Source organism: Marinobacter sp. EhC06, assembly GCF_001650915.1.
Classification (GTDB): Bacteria; Pseudomonadota; Gammaproteobacteria; order Pseudomonadales; family Oleiphilaceae; genus Marinobacter.
Map to the genome: position 1 here is coordinate 93,658 of NZ_LXYO01000037.1, position 16,095 is coordinate 109,752.

The 16,095-nt window shown below is 57.0% G+C and carries 13 protein-coding genes and 1 riboswitch; of the genes, 3 read left to right on the forward strand and 10 right to left on the reverse strand.

Annotation, left to right across the window (positions count from 1 at the left end; all coding sequences use genetic code 11):
- Positions 1 to 24: 24 nt before the first annotated feature.
- The 3 genes from A8B84_RS20180 to A8B84_RS20190 form a co-directional block, all read right to left on the reverse strand.
- Positions 25 to 1,266 (reverse strand): patatin-like phospholipase family protein, encoded by a 1,242-nt coding sequence (locus tag A8B84_RS20180; protein WP_064230278.1) that lies wholly within the window; start codon positions 1,264 to 1,266, stop codon positions 25 to 27.
- 121 nt (positions 1,267 to 1,387) lie between these two features.
- Positions 1,388 to 3,694 (reverse strand): phosphoenolpyruvate--protein phosphotransferase, encoded by a 2,307-nt coding sequence (gene ptsP / locus A8B84_RS20185; RefSeq protein ID WP_064230279.1) that lies wholly within the window; start codon positions 3,692 to 3,694, stop codon positions 1,388 to 1,390.
- Positions 3,695 to 3,709: 15 nt separating this feature from the next.
- A complete protein-coding gene (locus A8B84_RS20190) occupies positions 3,710 to 4,240 on the reverse strand; it encodes an RNA pyrophosphohydrolase (RefSeq protein WP_064230280.1) in 531 nt (176 codons plus the stop codon).
- 172 nt (positions 4,241 to 4,412) lie between these two features.
- On the opposite strand from A8B84_RS20190, the gene A8B84_RS20195 reads away from it, so the two are divergent.
- A complete protein-coding gene (locus A8B84_RS20195; protein ID WP_064230281.1) occupies positions 4,413 to 5,069 on the forward strand; it encodes an HAD family hydrolase in 657 nt (218 codons plus the stop codon).
- Between the two features lie 54 nt (positions 5,070 to 5,123).
- Here A8B84_RS20195 and A8B84_RS20200 read toward each other — a convergent pair whose 3' ends face one another.
- The 3 genes from A8B84_RS20200 to A8B84_RS20210 all read right to left on the reverse strand — a co-directional run bounded on the left by A8B84_RS20200 (position 5,124) and on the right by A8B84_RS20210 (position 7,843).
- Complete coding sequence (locus tag A8B84_RS20200) at positions 5,124 to 6,320, reverse strand: class I SAM-dependent rRNA methyltransferase (RefSeq protein WP_064230282.1); 1,197 nt, start codon at positions 6,318 to 6,320, stop codon at positions 5,124 to 5,126.
- A 193-nt stretch (positions 6,321 to 6,513) separates the two neighbouring features.
- Complete coding sequence (gcvH, locus tag A8B84_RS20205) at positions 6,514 to 6,906, reverse strand: glycine cleavage system protein GcvH (protein ID WP_064230283.1); 393 nt, start codon at positions 6,904 to 6,906, stop codon at positions 6,514 to 6,516.
- Positions 6,907 to 6,952: 46 nt separating this feature from the next.
- Positions 6,953 to 7,843, reverse strand: a complete 891-nt coding sequence (locus tag A8B84_RS20210; RefSeq protein ID WP_064230284.1) for a LysR family transcriptional regulator — start codon at positions 7,841 to 7,843, stop codon at positions 6,953 to 6,955.
- Positions 7,844 to 7,961: 118 nt separating this feature from the next.
- Here A8B84_RS20210 and metE point away from each other — a divergent pair, with 118 nt between their 5' ends.
- Positions 7,962 to 10,241 (forward strand): 5-methyltetrahydropteroyltriglutamate--homocysteine S-methyltransferase, encoded by a 2,280-nt coding sequence (gene metE, locus A8B84_RS20215; RefSeq protein WP_064230285.1) that lies wholly within the window; start codon positions 7,962 to 7,964, stop codon positions 10,239 to 10,241.
- Here metE and cpdA read toward each other — a convergent pair.
- From cpdA to thiC, 4 genes are all read right to left on the reverse strand, one after another.
- Positions 10,235 to 11,041 (reverse strand): 3',5'-cyclic-AMP phosphodiesterase, encoded by an 807-nt coding sequence (gene cpdA / locus A8B84_RS20220; protein ID WP_064230286.1) that lies wholly within the window; start codon positions 11,039 to 11,041, stop codon positions 10,235 to 10,237. The two genes, metE and cpdA, sit on opposite strands and share 7 nt — an antisense overlap.
- A 202-nt stretch (positions 11,042 to 11,243) precedes the next feature.
- Positions 11,244 to 11,729 carry a DUF1249 domain-containing protein gene (locus A8B84_RS20225; protein WP_064230287.1) on the reverse strand — a complete coding sequence of 162 codons (486 nt, stop codon included), beginning with the start codon at positions 11,727 to 11,729 and terminating at the stop codon, positions 11,244 to 11,246.
- On the reverse strand, positions 11,722 to 12,345 hold the full coding sequence (locus A8B84_RS20230; RefSeq protein ID WP_064230288.1) for an NUDIX domain-containing protein: 624 nt from the start codon (positions 12,343 to 12,345) through the stop codon (positions 11,722 to 11,724). Before A8B84_RS20230 ends, A8B84_RS20225 begins: the two co-directional genes overlap by 8 nt.
- Positions 12,346 to 12,406: 61 nt before the next feature.
- A complete protein-coding gene (gene thiC, locus A8B84_RS20235; RefSeq protein ID WP_064230289.1) occupies positions 12,407 to 14,284 on the reverse strand; it encodes a phosphomethylpyrimidine synthase ThiC in 1,878 nt (625 codons plus the stop codon).
- Between the two features lie 88 nt (positions 14,285 to 14,372).
- Positions 14,373 to 14,495, reverse strand: a riboswitch (TPP riboswitch).
- 181 nt (positions 14,496 to 14,676) lie between these two features.
- On the opposite strand from thiC, the gene A8B84_RS20240 reads away from it, so the two are divergent.
- Entirely contained in the window at positions 14,677 to 16,059 is a 1,383-nt protein-coding gene (locus A8B84_RS20240; RefSeq protein WP_064230290.1) for a TolC family outer membrane protein, read from the forward strand.
- Positions 16,060 to 16,095 lie beyond the last annotated feature (36 nt).

Genomic DNA, 16,095 nt, shown 5'->3' on the forward strand with positions numbered 1-16,095 from the left:
ATCTGGCCCCTCACCCACTGAGAATTATTGCGCCTTCGAGAAGAGGTGCGACACGTTGCTCAAGCTACCCGCCAATCGGCCCTTCTCGGCTTTTTTCTTCCTGCCCTTGGCCACATACAGTGGCAGCATTTCGCCATAAAGGCTGGTACTGATCGTCCGCTGTTCGTCTTCAAGACGATCCCGTCTCAGCGTGATGCCGTATTTTGCCAGCTTTGGCTCCAGTTGATCGGCACGGTTCAGAAGATCCCGCCGGGTCATCTGATAGGCGTGCTCACACACCATTCTTCGGGACTGAAAGCTGAAAACGTTAGAGAAGAACAGCTTGGCGTCGTCACGAGTCGGCTCAAACAGGAGAATGTCCTTGTCGGGATAATCCCGGGCATACTGGGCAATGCCTGACTGCATCCGCGAGTACACGATGGTCCTGAAAGTTTGTGACAGAAGATTCGGCATACCTGAGCGGGTCAGCTCGCCGGGTTTCATGGAGCCGGCCCGGACCGCGGCGCTGGCATCGATAGGAACCTGCGGATTCACGGCGAAAACCAGATCGGCACCGTCTTCAAAGGCCACAGAGGCGTGCAGCCCCTTACGAAGCGTGCCATCCACATAATAGCGGCCATCAATTTCCACTGGCACATACAGACCCGGCGAGGCAGTACTGGCCTGAATGGCTTTGGAAATGGGCACGTGGTCAAAGCCGGGAGCGCCAAAGCAAACGGCTTCGGTACTCTCAACATCGGCAGCCACTATGTAGAGGCTGCGCTTTAGCTGACGGAAATCGTTGGTACGGCCAAGCATGGTAAAGGCCCGCTTGAGATACTCATGCAGGCCCTCGTTATCAAACAATCCGGCCGGGGCTGCCTGGGCCAGGATGGTCATGGCTTCCAGCAGGCTCTGATCGTAGGGGTTGTTGATGAAGCGACTCACCGCCGTCGAAACCAGGCCCGGAATTGCCAGCAATCGACTGCCGATCTCCCGGAAAGCCGGGCGATAGAACACTTCCGGATGGAACGGGTGCACTTCCGCCTCATTGCGCACGAAGATCCGGCAGAGTTGCGCCGTGGTCATCTGATTGGCAAGATTCGCCGCCACAAAAGAGCCGCCATTAACGCCAACATAAACATCAATGTTGTTGAAATCGAGACCATCAAGCGCCTCATCCAGCGCCCGGAGCGCCCCGATTTCATAAATCCCACCCAAAGGACCACCGCCACCAAGGGCAAGCCCGATGCGGGGAGCGGGTTTATGATCAGTTGGCGAGCTCATAGCCTTCCCTTTTCCGGATAAAAAGTGCGGGTCCGCTATGCGGACCGCCGGATACTTCAGTTATCAAGATAACAACCGTATTTAGAGTGCACACCCTATATTGCCGAAATCCGTCCCGTAATCAGGAAACGGCGGCCTCGGATACCGCCATGGCCGTCGATTTACCGGGGCGCAGATAGCGGCCAAAACCGGCATTTCGCAACGCCAGATCGACACAGCTCTTGATGACGTGAGGCGAATCCAGAAGCAGCACATCTTCCAGCAACTGGATGGCCCATTCCCGGCTGACACTGCGAATCACCGACTTGACCTTGGGCAGACTGGCCGCGTTCATGGACAGGGAATCGTACCCCATGGCCATCAGCAGCAGCGCACCACCGGGATCACCCGCCAGCTCGCCACAGATACCAACCGGTTTACCGACAGAGTGAGCATCCTGGGCAATCCGGACCAGCGCCTGGAGCACCGCAGGATGGTAAGAATGATAGAGCTGGGCTACCCGAGGGTTGTTCCTATCCACTGCCAGCAGGTATTGGGTCAGGTCGTTGGAACCAACAGAGAGGAAGTCCACCCGGTCCGCCAGCTCCCGGATCTGGTAGACCGCAGCGGGAATCTCGACCATCACACCCACTTTGGGCATGTGAATGTCATAGCCTTCCTCGCGAACCTCGTGATACACCCGGTAAATCAGATGCAGGGACTCTTCCACTTCCGAGATGTTGGAGATCATCGGTAGCATGATCTGGAGGTTGTTCAGCCCCTCGCTGGCCTTGAGCATGGCCCGGACCTGAACCAGAAAAATCTCCGGATGGTCGAGGGTAACCCGGATACCCCGCCAGCCCAGGAAAGGGTTTTCCTCCTGGATCGGGAAATAGGTCAGTGCCTTGTCGCCGCCAATATCCAGCGTACGCATGGTAACGGGACTCGGCGCAAAGGCTTCGAGCTGCTCCCGGTAATACTCTCGCTGTTCCTGCTCCGAGGGGAAGCGGTCCTTGATCATGAAGGGCACTTCGGTACGGTACAGGCCGATACCCTCGGCACCGTGCGAGAGCGAGCGCACCACATCGGTCATCAGTCCGGTGTTCACCAGCAACGAGACCCGGTGGTGATCGGTGGTTTCACAGGGCTTATCCTTGAGGACCTCAAGCCCCCGGATGAGCTCGTCTTCTTCATCGCAGATCGCCTGATAATAGGAGCGCAGATCTGCGGAGGGTGAGGCAAAGATCTGACCCTCAAAACCGTCGACGATCAGCTCTTTGCCATCAAGCTGATTTACGGGAATATCGACCAGACCCATGACGGTAGGAACGCCCATGGCACGGGCAAGGATGGCCACGTGGGAGTTACTGGACCCTTTGACCGACACCAATCCAACCAACTGCCCCTTGGGAACCTCACCAAGCATTGCCGGCGTCAGCTCCTCGCTGACCAGTACCGTGCGCTCGGGGTAGTTCAGGTGTTTCTGCTCACCCTCCTGCAGGTGGGACAACAGGCGGCGGCCAAGATCACGTATGTCAACAGCACGCTCCTGCAGGTAGTGATCGTCCATCATCTCGAAGTGACGGATGTATTGCTGGACAACCTGTTTGAGGGCGCCCTGGGCCCAGATCCCTTCCTTGATCTTGTTCGACACCTCACCGGGCATGGCATCATCGCCCAGCATTCTCAGGTAAACATCGAACAAGGCCTGCTCTTCGGGGCGCAATTGTGATGCCAACCGTTTGGCAACGCGTTCGATATCTTCCCTGACCGCTTTCACCGAGGCTCCAAACAGGGCCAGCTCCTGATCGATATCGTCGGTGGGCTTCTCCGGAACCACATCAAGATCGGCAGACGGATAAACCACAACGCCACTGCCGATGGCTACGCCCGGCGCCCCGGGGACGCCATTGAAACTGACATCATGAGCCTCCTCACCGGTCAGGGACAGACCGCTGATGGCTCCGGTGGCCTCACTGTGGGCAATAACCCCCGCCAACTGGGCGGAAACAGTTACCAGAAAGGCCTCTTCGCCTTCATCAAAGCACCGGGAACTTTCCCGCTGCTGGACAACGAGCACGCCCAACACCCGGCGATGGTGAATGATAGGAACACCCAGGAAAGAGCGGAACCGTTCCTCCCCGGTCTCGGGGAAATAGCGGTAGCGCGGGTGAGACGGCGCATCTTCAAGGTTGATGGGTTCTTCGCGGGAACCCACGAGCCCGACAAGGCCCTCGGAATAAGCCAGGCTCACCTGGCCAACCGCCTTGCGGTAAAGGCCCTCGGTGGCCATCAGAATGTAGCGGTTGGTCGCCGGGTCGAGCAGATAAACGGAACAGACCTCGGTCCCCATGGCTTTCTGCACCCGCGATACAATGATATCCAGCGCCTCCTGCAGATCGCGGGCGCTGTTTACCTCTTGTACTAGACTTCGCAGAATGCTCAGCATGGCGGTGTCAGTCCGTCATTTCTGGTGTTCCTGTAAACGCTGATTATGCTCTGCCCTGTGCCACTGCTCCATGTTGTAGAACAGCCGCGGGGCAAGCTCTCTCAGCGCGCGTCGATACACTTCTCGCTTGAATGAGACCACCTGGCCCAACGGATACCAGTAACTTACCCATTGCCAGCCATCAAACTCCGGTGAATCCGTACCGTCCACGCAAACCTGCGCGTCCGGAGATAACATCCTCAGCAGGAACCATTTCTGTTTTTGGCCCACACAAACGGGGTGGGAGTTTTGGCGTACCATCCTCCTCGGGAGTCGATACCTCAGCCAGCCTCGGGTGCAACTGATGATCTCCACATCGTTTGCACACAGGCCGATTTCCTCTCCAAGCTCCCGGTACAGTGCATCCTCGGGGGATTCATCATGTTTGATGCCGCCCTGAGGGAACTGCCAGGAGTCCTGCCCTATTCGCCTTGCCCAGAGAACTTCTCCTCTGTGATTGGCCAGAATGATTCCGACGTTGGGTCTGAAACCGTCTGAATCGATCACGGCACAGTCCTCTCAAAAGTCGGTGGACCGGTCAAAAATTCACCGGTCGGATTTGTCCAAGTTGCTCTCATTCTTACAGAATCCCAAGGGTTCGGCAAACGGAGCCGTTGGGGACAGGTCGTGGTAGACTTGGCGTTTTCCTGCAAGCCCTGTGATCACCGGAGGTAGCCGCTTGACGCTCGCAATTTTTGATCTGGACAACACCCTTCTGGCCGGCGATAGCGACCATGCCTGGGGCGAATTTCTGGTAGAGGAAGGCATCGTTGATGCCGAGGAATACCGCCGGGCCAACGACCGCTTCTACCAGGAATACCTGAACGGCGAGCTGGATATCCTGCATTACCTGGGCTTTGCTCTTCAGCCGCTGGCCAGCCACAACATGGAGGAGCTACTGACCTGGCGGGAAGCCTTCATGGAGAAAAAGGTGCGTCCCATGATGCAGACCAGTGCCAATGCGCTGCTGGACAGCCACCGGGACCAGGGTCATACCCTGATGATCATTACCGCAACCAACCGTTTTGTGACAGAGCCGATCGCAGAAGCCCTTGGCATTGAACACCTTATTGCCACCGAACCGGAACTGGTCAACGGCCGTTATACAGGCGAAGTGGCTGGTACTCCGAGCTTTCAGGATGGCAAGGTCACGCGGCTGGATGACTGGCTGGCAGCCCATAACAGGACCCTTGAGGGGGCGTGGTTTTACAGCGACTCCCACAACGACCTGCCGCTGCTGAAGAAAGTGGATAACCCGGTAGCGGTCGACCCAGACCCGACCCTGGAGCAATTTGCCCGGGACAACGGCTGGAAGGTGATGTCACTGAGAGGCTGAAACGTGAATATGAGGTCAGATGAAAGCTTTCATCTGACCCCGACTTCAAATGCTTCAGAAGAAGCCTGTCAGTGAGCGGACAAAGCAGGATTTGATGTAATCGGTCTCGGGAATACCCGGGATCACTGGATGATCCGGAGCCTGATGCCCCTGCTCCAACAACTGGACAAAGCGGTCGATCTTCCGGCCGCTGCCACGAATGATGTCCACCAGCTTCTCCTGCGAGAGGTGCATGGAACAGGATGCGGACACCAGTATGCCGTCGCGCTCCAGCAACCGCAGACCGAGCTGATTCAGCCGTGCATAGGCCTCTTCCCCCGCTTTCTGGTCCCGGCGCCGGGGAATCAGTGCCGGCGGATCCAGCACCACCACATCAAACTTCTCCTTGTCATCCGCCAGCGCCTTCAGGGCTTCGAAGGCGTCGCCCTCTATCGTTTCCACATTGTCCAGGCCGTTGAGCCTGGCGTTGTGGTGGACCGAATCAATGGCACTGGCCGAGCTGTCCACACAGGTAACCTGGGTGGCCCCCGCACAGGCTGCCTGGATACCCCAACCACCAACGTAACTGAACACATCCAGTACCCGCTTACCCGGCGCATAAGCCTGCAAACGGGCACGATTCATCCGATGATCATAGAACCAGCCCGTCTTCTGCCCGCCTTCCAGGGGCACCTCGAAACGGACCCCGTTCTCCTCAACTTCCAGCAGACTGATTTCAGCGCCATGGGCCTGCTCCACGTAGGAATCCAGCCCCTCCACCTTGCGCATCTTGCCATCGTTCTTGAGGATGATCGCCTCCGGGTGCACCAGCCGCTGTACCGCCCGGACAACCGCGTCCTTCATGGCCTCCATACCGGCCGTGGAAATCTGCACCACCACCGTGGCATCAAACCGGTCAATCACCAGCCCCGAAAGCCCGTCACTGTCGCCAAATACCCAACGGTAAAACGGCTTGTCAAAAAGCCGCTCCCGCAGCGCAAGCGCAGCCTCCATCCGCTGGGTCAACCGCTGAGGTGTCATACCGTGCCCCGGGTCCCGACTGATCAGCCGGCCACAAATCAGCGCATGGGGGTTCACGAACACCGTACCCAGTGGCTTGTCATTCGAAGCCCGAAGCTCCGCCTGAACACCAGCCTCGAAATCCGTCAGCGGGCTGCGGCGGGTATCCACCTCATTACTGTATACCCAGAGATGGCCAGCACGGAGACGGCGCTCTGCGCCTTTTCGAAGATACAGAACCGGAAAATTCATAAAGACCACCTGGAAGGGAAAGACAGGGATTATACAAGATGAGTTGAAACTGATACCGATGTATGACGGTCTGACGTGGCTGGCCTTCCAAAACTGTGCGGAGCCAGGGATGGCGGAGCCAAGCGTACAAGGACGTATTCACAGCGTGTTTTGGAAGGCCCGCCACGTCAGGCCAGCCTCCCAAGTGGAAGCGTTACTCCTCGGCCGCCACATGCTCCGCATAAGCTGCAGAATCCATCAGGCCATCCAGCTCACCGGCATCCTCAAGCCGAACCTTGTAAAGCCAGCCGTCGCCATAAGGATCTTCGTTAACCTTCTCCGGCTCATCCTCGAGGCTCTCATTCACCTCGATAACCTCACCAGTCACAGGGCTGAACACATCCGAAGCCGACTTGACCGACTCCGCAACGCCGGCTTCCTCGCCACCATTCACGGTGGCGCCCACATCCGGAACACCGATATAAACCACATCGCCCAGCTGCTCCTGGGCAAAATCGGTAATGCCGACCGTCGCCGTGCCATCATCTGACACGCGAACCCATTGATGGGTCTCAATGTATTTCAGGTCTGCGGGTATCTCACTCATAGTCTGGTTTCCTGAACGAATTTTTTGCGCAGTTTAACTGAAGACGTTAACTCCAGCGAACCTCACTTGCCAGCTTCATGAACGAATTCAGGTAATCTACCTCCCGATCCCGTTCACGAAGGCCCAGGAAGATCTGTTTGTGAATCCCCGCCTCACCCAACTGCACCGGCCGAACCGGAATCCGGCCCCCGTAATCCTCAACCAGCCACCGCGGAAGCGCAGCTACCCCACGACCTGCGGCAACCATTTGCAACATGATATCGGTGGTCTCGATAGTTTTATGTCGCGCAGGACTGGCATGGGCCGGCAACAGGAACCGCGTGTAGATATCGAGACGCTCGATCTCTACCGGGTAGGTGATCAGGGTTTCTTTTTCCAGATCCTCGGGTTCAGCCCACGCTTTTTCTGCCAGCACGTGGTCCGCTGCCACCACCAGCACCTGCTCGTAGTCGAACACAGGCTCGAAAACCAAGCCCGGGCGGTGCAACGGGTCCGGAGTCACCAGCATGTCGATGTCGTGACCAAACAGTGCGCCAATGCCGCCAAACTGGAATTTCTGCTTCACATCCACATCCACCCCGGGCCAGTCTTCCAGGTAGGGCCCGACCACTTTCAGCAACCATTGATAGCACGGATGACACTCCATCCCGATTCGCAGCGTGCCACGCTGCCCCCTGGCAAACTGACCAATCAGCATTTCCGCATGCTCCATCTGCGGCAACAGTCTGTTGGCGAGTGACAGCAAATACTCACCAGACTGAGTGAGCCTGAGCTGCCGCCCTTCCCGCACCCAGATGTCGGTACCCAGCAGCTGTTCCAGCTTACGAATGGAATGGCTGAGGGCAGACTGGGTCAGATGCAGGCGTTCGGCGGCTGACGTCAGAGAACCCTGCTGATTGACCGCCCTGAGAATTTCCAGATGGCTCCGCTCGATCATCGACACCCCATATATGACTAATATTCATCGTTGCCTGAAATAATACCATTATTTTTCATCCATCCAGACAGATACTCTGCCCTTGTTGCAAACCAAAGAACCAAGCAGAGGACACATCATGGTAACTACACACTCTCTCGGCTTCCCCCGTATTGGCGCCCGCCGCGAGTTGAAATTTGCCCAGGAAGCCTTCTGGAAAGGCCAGATCAACGAGGAGGAACTGCAGATTACCGGTGCCGATCTTCGGCGCAGGCATTGGCAGAACCAACACCAACTTGACCAGGTGCCCGTCGGCGACTTCTCCTTTTACGATCAGGTACTGGACATGAGCTTCACCCTGGGCAATGTGCCCGAGCGGGTGGGCGACACCGGCGGCAATGAGCTTGACCGCTATTTTCGAGTGGCCCGGGGCCGCTCCGGGCGGGAATCAGCATGCTGTGGTGTTCAGGCCGGGGAAATGACCAAATGGTTCGACACCAATTACCACTACATCGTGCCCGAGTTTCACCAGCACACACGTTTCCAACTCAATGGCAACCGGCTGATCGAACAGATCACCGAGGCCCGGGCTCAGGGGCTCACCCCGAAGCCGGTGATCATCGGACCGGTCACCTACCTCTGGCTGGGCAAAGCCAAAGATGAGAGTGATCGGCTTTCGCTGCTGGAATCGCTGCTGCCTGTTTACTCACAGCTTCTGGATCTACTGGCAGAGCATGACATTGAGTGGGTTCAGGTAGACGAACCCGCGCTTGTGACCGACCTGGACGCAGACTGGCGCCACGCCTTCAGCCTGGCCTACCACCACCTTAAAACCAGCGCTCCAAAGCTGTTGGTAACCACTTACTTCGGTGAGTTGCGTGAAAACCTGCAACTGGCCTGTGAGCTACCTGTGGCGGGATTGCATCTGGACGCCATCAGCGCCCCGCAGGAAGTCGCCCGGGTGGTCGATTGGCTGCCTCCGCACAAGCATCTGTCTCTGGGCGTCATTAATGGCCGGAATATCTGGAAAACGGATCTGGAGAAAGTCCTGGACTGGCTGGAACCGGTCTACGAAAAGTTGGGGAATCGTCTCTGGCTCGCGCCATCCTGCTCTCTGCTCCATGTGCCTGTCGATCTCGCGAGCGAAGAAAAGCTGGATCCGGAAATCCGCAGCTGGCTGGCATTTGCAATTCAAAAGTTGGACGAGCTGAATACTCTCTCCACGGCGTTGAATCACGGCAGAGCAGCCGTTCGCAAACAGCTGGCAGAATCGACGGTCGCCGTGAATAACCGGAAAACGTCCGCACGAGTGCACGATGCCTCTGTCCGGGCCCGAATCGCTGACATCAGCCCGGTACTCGGACAGCGCCAAAGCCCGTACCCGGACCGCATCAACACCCAACAGCAGAAGCTTGGTTTACCACGCTTCCCTACCACCACCATCGGCTCCTTTCCCCAGACGCGGGATATTCGCCAGACCCGGCTACAGTTCCGCAGGGGCGAGCTGACAGAAGCGGATTACACCCGTCGGATTCGGGAAGAAGTGCGTCGCTGCGTCGCCGAGCAGGAGGCCCTCGGGCTCGATGTTCTTGTCCACGGCGAGGCCGAGCGCAATGACATGGTCGAGTATTTCGGCGAGCAGTTGGACGGCTATGCCTTCAGCCAATTCGGTTGGGTACAGTCCTACGGGTCCCGGTGCGTGAAGCCCCCCATCCTGTTCGGTGACATCTCACGCCCGAACCCCATGACCGTCGAGTGGATCCGCTACGCCCAGTCGCTCACCGAAAAGCCTCTGAAGGGCATGCTGACGGGCCCCGTCACCATTCTTAACTGGTCGTTCGTACGAGACGATCAGCCACGACGGGAGAGTTGTCTTCAGTTGGCACTGGCAATCCGGGAGGAGGTACTTGATCTGGAGGCCGCCGGGGTTGGCATTATCCAGATTGATGAAGCCGCCCTGAGGGAAGGCCTGCCGCTAAGGCAATCCGATTGGAACGACTACCTGGGCTGGGCCATCGAAGCCTTCCGGATTGCTGCAAATGGCGTTCGCGACGAAACCCAGATCCACACCCACATGTGCTACTCGGAATTCAACGACATTATTGAAGCCATCGCCCGAATGGATGCGGACGTTATCACCATCGAAACCTCCCGCTCGGACATGGAACTTCTCGATGCCTTCCGTGGCTTCCAGTATCCAAACGACATCGGCCCAGGAGTCTACGACATCCACTCACCCAACATTCCGGACAGCGAGCAGATCCGATCATTGATGGTGAAAGCAGCAGAGCGGATACCGGCGGAGCGGCTATGGGTTAACCCGGACTGTGGCCTGAAGACTCGCCAATGGGAGGAGGTGCTTCCCGCCTTGAGAAGCATGGTCGCTGCTGCTCGGGAACTGCGGACAAGCCTTCAGTAACCCGTACTGTTCTGATCCAGCTCGAACTGGAAATCTTTCGCCCGGCGGACTTCCGTGGTGAAGTCCCCGGACTCGTGGAATTCGAGCCAACGGTAGCCAGGCGGAAGGTCCTCAACCGAAAACTTGCTGGAACCTGAGGTAAACTGGATACAGGTGGACGGCGTGGCCAGAAGTTGCACGCCGTTACGTTCGCGCTCATGCTCCTGGTGAATGTGCCCCCACAACACGATCCTTACCTGAGGGAATCGATCGACCACCTGCCAGAACGCGTCCCGGTTGGTAAGTCCAATTTTTTCCATCCAGTCAGAACCAATATCCACCGGGTGGTGATGCAAAGCAACGACCGCTGGCATATCCGGGTGCCGCTCCAGGGCTTGGGCCAGGAAATCCAGCTCTGAATCGGCCAGAGCCCCAAAAACCCTACCGGGCACGGAGGAGTCCAGCATGATGAACTGCCAGCCACCCCGGATCACATGCCGGGCGCAGGCATCATACTCGCCAGCGACTGTCACCAGGTTAGCCGCATGATCATGGTTACCGGCAATCCAGACTGATGGGCAGGAAAATACTTTCAGGCTCTCGCCAAACACACGGTAGGCTTCCACCGACCCATCCTGGGCAAGGTCTCCGGTGGCCAGAATCAGGTCCGGCTGGCCGTGTACTTTCAGTACCTCTGCAATAACCGCTTGCAGGCTTTCCCGGGTTCTGACGCCCAACAGGTCTCCATCGGCACGCGCCATCAGGTGGGGATCAGTCAGCTGCAGTACCCGCAGTGGCCGGGCTTGTTCCTTTATGGTCATGGCTTTCTGGATCTACTCACTGGCAATACGTGGTGTTAAACCAAGTGTACGACGCCGGTTCGCGGATTTATCACTTTGGAATCGAACCGGAGTCACATTCTGGCCAGACTTTGGCGAAATATTGCAATTTTTGACAACTATGGCACATCGTAGAGCCATAGCCACACCACTTTAGTACGGGATGAGCCTATGACAGCCCGCCTCAGTCGACGCCTTCACCGGCAGACCAGGCGGCATGCTCCATGGGAAGGTGACCAAACCGAAGACAGTAATCCAGCCAATCGGCAAGGAAACCGTTGACCTGAACCTTCTCATCCGGGTGGTGCATGAAGCGATTGGGGTAATCATTGACGGGGGCAATCTGGCGATCACGGTAGCAACTGATCACTTCTGCCATAGTGGCGTCGTGGTAGACCCGCACGGTCATTTGAGGATTATTGAGCCAGCGCCCGGAATTGTGGACCTGTTCAAGAAGCAGGGTTTCGGTGAATTTGGCTGTCTGAAGCACCTGAATCCGGACTCGTCCCAGATAAAGGTTTTCACGGTGCAGCTCAAATTCGCAGACGGGCTTGCCGTCCACTTCCAGCTGCCGCAATTTCTGTAGCCGCTGATAGTTCCCATCACACAGGGCACCAAGTTGCCTCAGATCAGGAACGTACCGCTTGGGCTTCATGCTCCACTCACCCATCACTGCCACCCTTCCTCAAACGGGCACGATTCAGTTCGAGCCACTGGAGGGCAATAATGGCGGCAGCGTTGTTGATACGGCCATCGTGGATCATCGCTATGGCATCATCCGAAGACACCACATGGGCACGGATGTCCTCGTGTTCGTGTTCCATGCCATAGAGCCCGCCGGCATCTTCGGTGCTCACGCGGCCACAGTACAGATGAATCATCTCGGTGCTGCCGCCCGGGGATACCAGGTAATCGCAGATTTTTTCCAGCGGTTCAAATGTTAGCCCCGCCTCTTCCTGGCCTTCCCGCTGCGCCACCTCTTCCGGGCTCTCACCATCTTCGTTCATCCCCGCTACGAGCTCCAGCAGCCAGGGCGACTGGTCGCGGCCCAGGGCACCGAGGCGGAATTGCTCCAGCAGAACCACTTCGTCCCGTTCCGGATCGTAGGGCAGCACGCAGGTGGCATCGCCGCGAATAAAGAGTTCGCGGGTGAATACGGGCATGTCCCGGCCATCAAAACGCGGGTGGGTCAACCAGAGCTTATCCATGCGGAAGAAGCCCTGGAAGACGGTTTCACGTTTCTCGACTTTGACGTCGTTGGCGTTGAACTGGAACGGTTTGGCCATTTTTCATCCGGTCGTTGAATCGACTTGGAACGATAGCCTTTAGTTGGGTATTACTTCAAGTTCAAACCTTGTCGTAAAGCTTACTCCCGGACTCCACGAACTCGCGGGATTTCTCCTGCATGCCGGCATCCACTGCGGATACCTCATCCAGGCCGTGCTCCTTCGCATAATCCCGAACCTCCTGGGAAATCTGCATGGAGCAGAACTTCGGACCGCACATGGAACAGAAATGCGCCACCTTGGCGGATTCCTTCGGCAGGGTCTCATCGTGGTAGGCGCGAGCCGTATCCGGGTCCAGACCGAGGTTGAACTGATCTTCCCAACGGAATTCGAAACGGGCCTTGGAGAGCGCATTATCGCGAATCTGGGCACCCGGGTGCCCCTTCGCCAGGTCGGCGGCGTGGGCGGCGATCTTGTAAGTAATGATTCCGGTTTTCACATCGTCCTTGTTGGGCAGCCCCAGGTGTTCCTTGGGTGTGACGTAGCAAAGCATGGCACAGCCGAACCAGCCGATCATGGCGGCACCAATGCCGGACGTGATGTGATCGTAGCCCGGCGCAATATCGGTAATCAGCGGGCCCAGGGTGTAGAACGGCGCTTCGTCGCAGCATTCGAGCTGCTTGTCCATATTCTCTTTCACCAGATGCATGGGCACATGGCCGGGGCCTTCAATCATGCACTGCACATCGTGTTTCCAGGCAATCTTGGTGAGTTCACCGAGGGTTTCCAATTCACCGAACTGCGCTGCGTCGTTGGCATCGGCAATGGAGCCGGGGCGCAGGCCGTCGCCAAGACTGAACGACACATCATAGGCTTTCATGATTTCGCAGATATCCTCGAAGTGCTCGTACAGGAAACTTTCCTTGTGATGCGCCAGGCACCATTTGGCCATGATGGAACCGCCACGGGAGACGATGCCAGTGGTTCGTTTCGCAGTGAGTGGTACGTGGTGAAGACGAACGCCCGCGTGGATGGTGAAGTAATCCACGCCCTGCTCGGCCTGTTCAATCAGGGTGTCCCGGAAGATTTCCCAGGTCAGGTCCTCGGCCACACCGCCGACTTTTTCCAGTGCCTGGTAGATCGGCACAGTGCCGATGGGGACCGGCGAATTGCGAATAATCCACTCCCGGGTTTCATGAATGTTCTTGCCGGTGGATAAATCCATCACCGTATCCGAGCCCCAGCGGATGCCCCAGGTCAGCTTTTCCACTTCTTCCTCAATGGAGGAACTGACTGCCGAGTTCCCGATGTTGCCGTTGATCTTTACCAAAAAGTTACGGCCAATGATCATTGGCTCGGTTTCCGGATGATTGATGTTTGCCGGAATGATAGCGCGGCCGCGAGCCACCTCGTCACGGACAAACTCCGGCGTAATTTCAGGAGGCAGATTAGCGCCGAAGGACTGACCGGGATGCTGGTCTTTCAGCAGCCCCTGCTCCCGGGCTTCCTGCAGTTTCATGTTTTCCCGAATGGCGATGTACTCCATTTCGGGGGTAATAATGCCCTGACGAGCGTAATGCATTTGGGAAACGTTATGGCCCGTTTTGGCACGCATGGGTTTGCGCTCATCCATAAACCTCAGTGGGTCGAGCTGCGGATCCTTCATGCGGCGGCGGGTGAATTCGGAGGAATAACCGGGGAGTTGTTCCACATCACCGCGCTCCTCAATCCATGCAGCCCTTAAAGGCTTGAGTCCCTTGCGCAGGTCAATGGTCGCTTCCGGATCGGTGTAGGGGCCAGAGGTGTCGTACACCACAACCGGCGCATTCTTTTCACCGCCCATCTCGGTTGGCGTGTCCTGCACGGTAATTTCCCGCATGGGCACGCGCAGATCGGGTCGGCTACCCTGTACGTAGATTTTACGTGAGCTTGGCAGGGGTTTAATGGCGGCGGAATCCACCTGGGCGGAATCGCTGAGGTAATCAGGTAAGTTGGTCATCATTCGCTCCCGGAACAATTTTTGGATTTCGGGTCGCGTATGACGGAGCTCTCGACACGGATTCCCTCGGGGGAGAACACTGGTCATTCAGCACTGTGGTCTTAAATCCCTACGCCGGTATTATCCGGATCAGGTCGCGGGTTCTGCGATGCAATCTCAGCCGGTTGCTTCCAGTGATCCGGAAAGCAAGCCAGCACCCCGTCAAGACGCGATTCTGTAAAGCATGACACCCACACTGGGTGCTATTTGCAAGTGTAGAGCTGCGAGCAATTATTGTCCATAATGGCTCACCAGACCCGTCGGCCCATGCAAACGGGAAATTTGCGTGTCCGCCAGCCAGGCACGCACCCCGACTTCCGGGCAAAGATGCGTAACTGTATTCAGGAGATAGAATGAAGAAGAGATTGCTTTCAGGACTTATTGGCCTCATGGCGGCCCAGCCCGTCCTTTCCATGGATCTGGTCGAGACCTATGAGAAAGCACTTTCCTACGACTCCGGGATTGCCGCAGCCCAGGCAAGCTTTGAAGCCCAACAGGCTGCCAGCGATGTCAGCCAGAGCGCATTGCTCCCCCAGATCGGCGCCTTTGGTGAGGGCAATTACATCGATGTGGATGGTCCCAGCCAGGACAACAGCTACCAGGAACTGAATTACGGCGTTCAGCTTAGCCAGCCACTGTTCCGGGCCGATGCCTGGTTCCGGTATGACGCCAGCAAATTCCAAACAGAATCGGCTCGCGCCGAATACAACCTCGCCCAGCAGCAGCTGATCCTGGATGTTGCAACCGCTTACTTCGATGTTCTGAGAGCCAAGGATACCGTTTCGACTGCCAAGGCCGCCGAAGCAGCGATTCAGCGCCAATATGAACAAGCTCAGGAGCGTTTTGATGTAGGGCTGATTGCCATTACTGAGGTTTATGAGGCTCGAGCGAGCTTTGACGACACCAAGAGTCAGCGTATTGCGGCAGAGAACCGGTTGAATGTCGCAAGAGAGCAACTGGCCCGATTGACTGGGGAGTACGCTGAAAAGCTGGACAACCTGCGCCAGAATTTCCCACTAGGTCGCCCGGATCCAATGGACCCTTCGGCCTGGGAAACAACCGCCCTGGAACAGAACTGGTCTATCCAGTCAGCTCTTTATGAGCTGAATGCCAACGAAGCCAGCCTCAGGGAAGCAAAAGCCGGGCACTATCCGACTTTGGATCTGAACGCGTCTTACGGCAAAACAGATTTGAATGGAATTGATGGTTCCAACGCTCCGATTACCAGCCAGCAGGATGGTACTACGACCCGCGGGACTATCGGTCTTACGCTGAATGTCCCCCTCTATTCAGGTGGTGGCACGCAGGCGGGCGTTCGCCAACAACGTTCACTGGTAACGGTCGCGGAACAGTCACTAAACACCGTTCGGCGGGATGTTCGGGTTACTACTCGAAGCCTGTTTCTGACCGTCAACAATAATGTTGAGACAGCCTCTGCGCTGGAGCAGACGATCATTTCCCGGCGAAGTGCTCTGGACGCTACCCGAGCTGGTTATGAGGTGGGAACAAGGAACATTGTCGAAGTGTTGGATGCAGAAAGGGCCTACTACGTTGCCCTGCTGGATTATGCAAACGCCCGCTACGATTATGTAATCAACTCACTTCAGTTGAAACAGGCCGCTGGCACTCTAAGCCCTCAGGATCTGATCGAGTTGAACAACTGGCTGAGCGCTGCCGCACCCGGCATTGAAGCACTGGCAAACGAAACAGAAACACTGGACGATCCTACTCAGTAACGATGAGGGCGGGCCTGAAGGCTCGCCCTCATATTT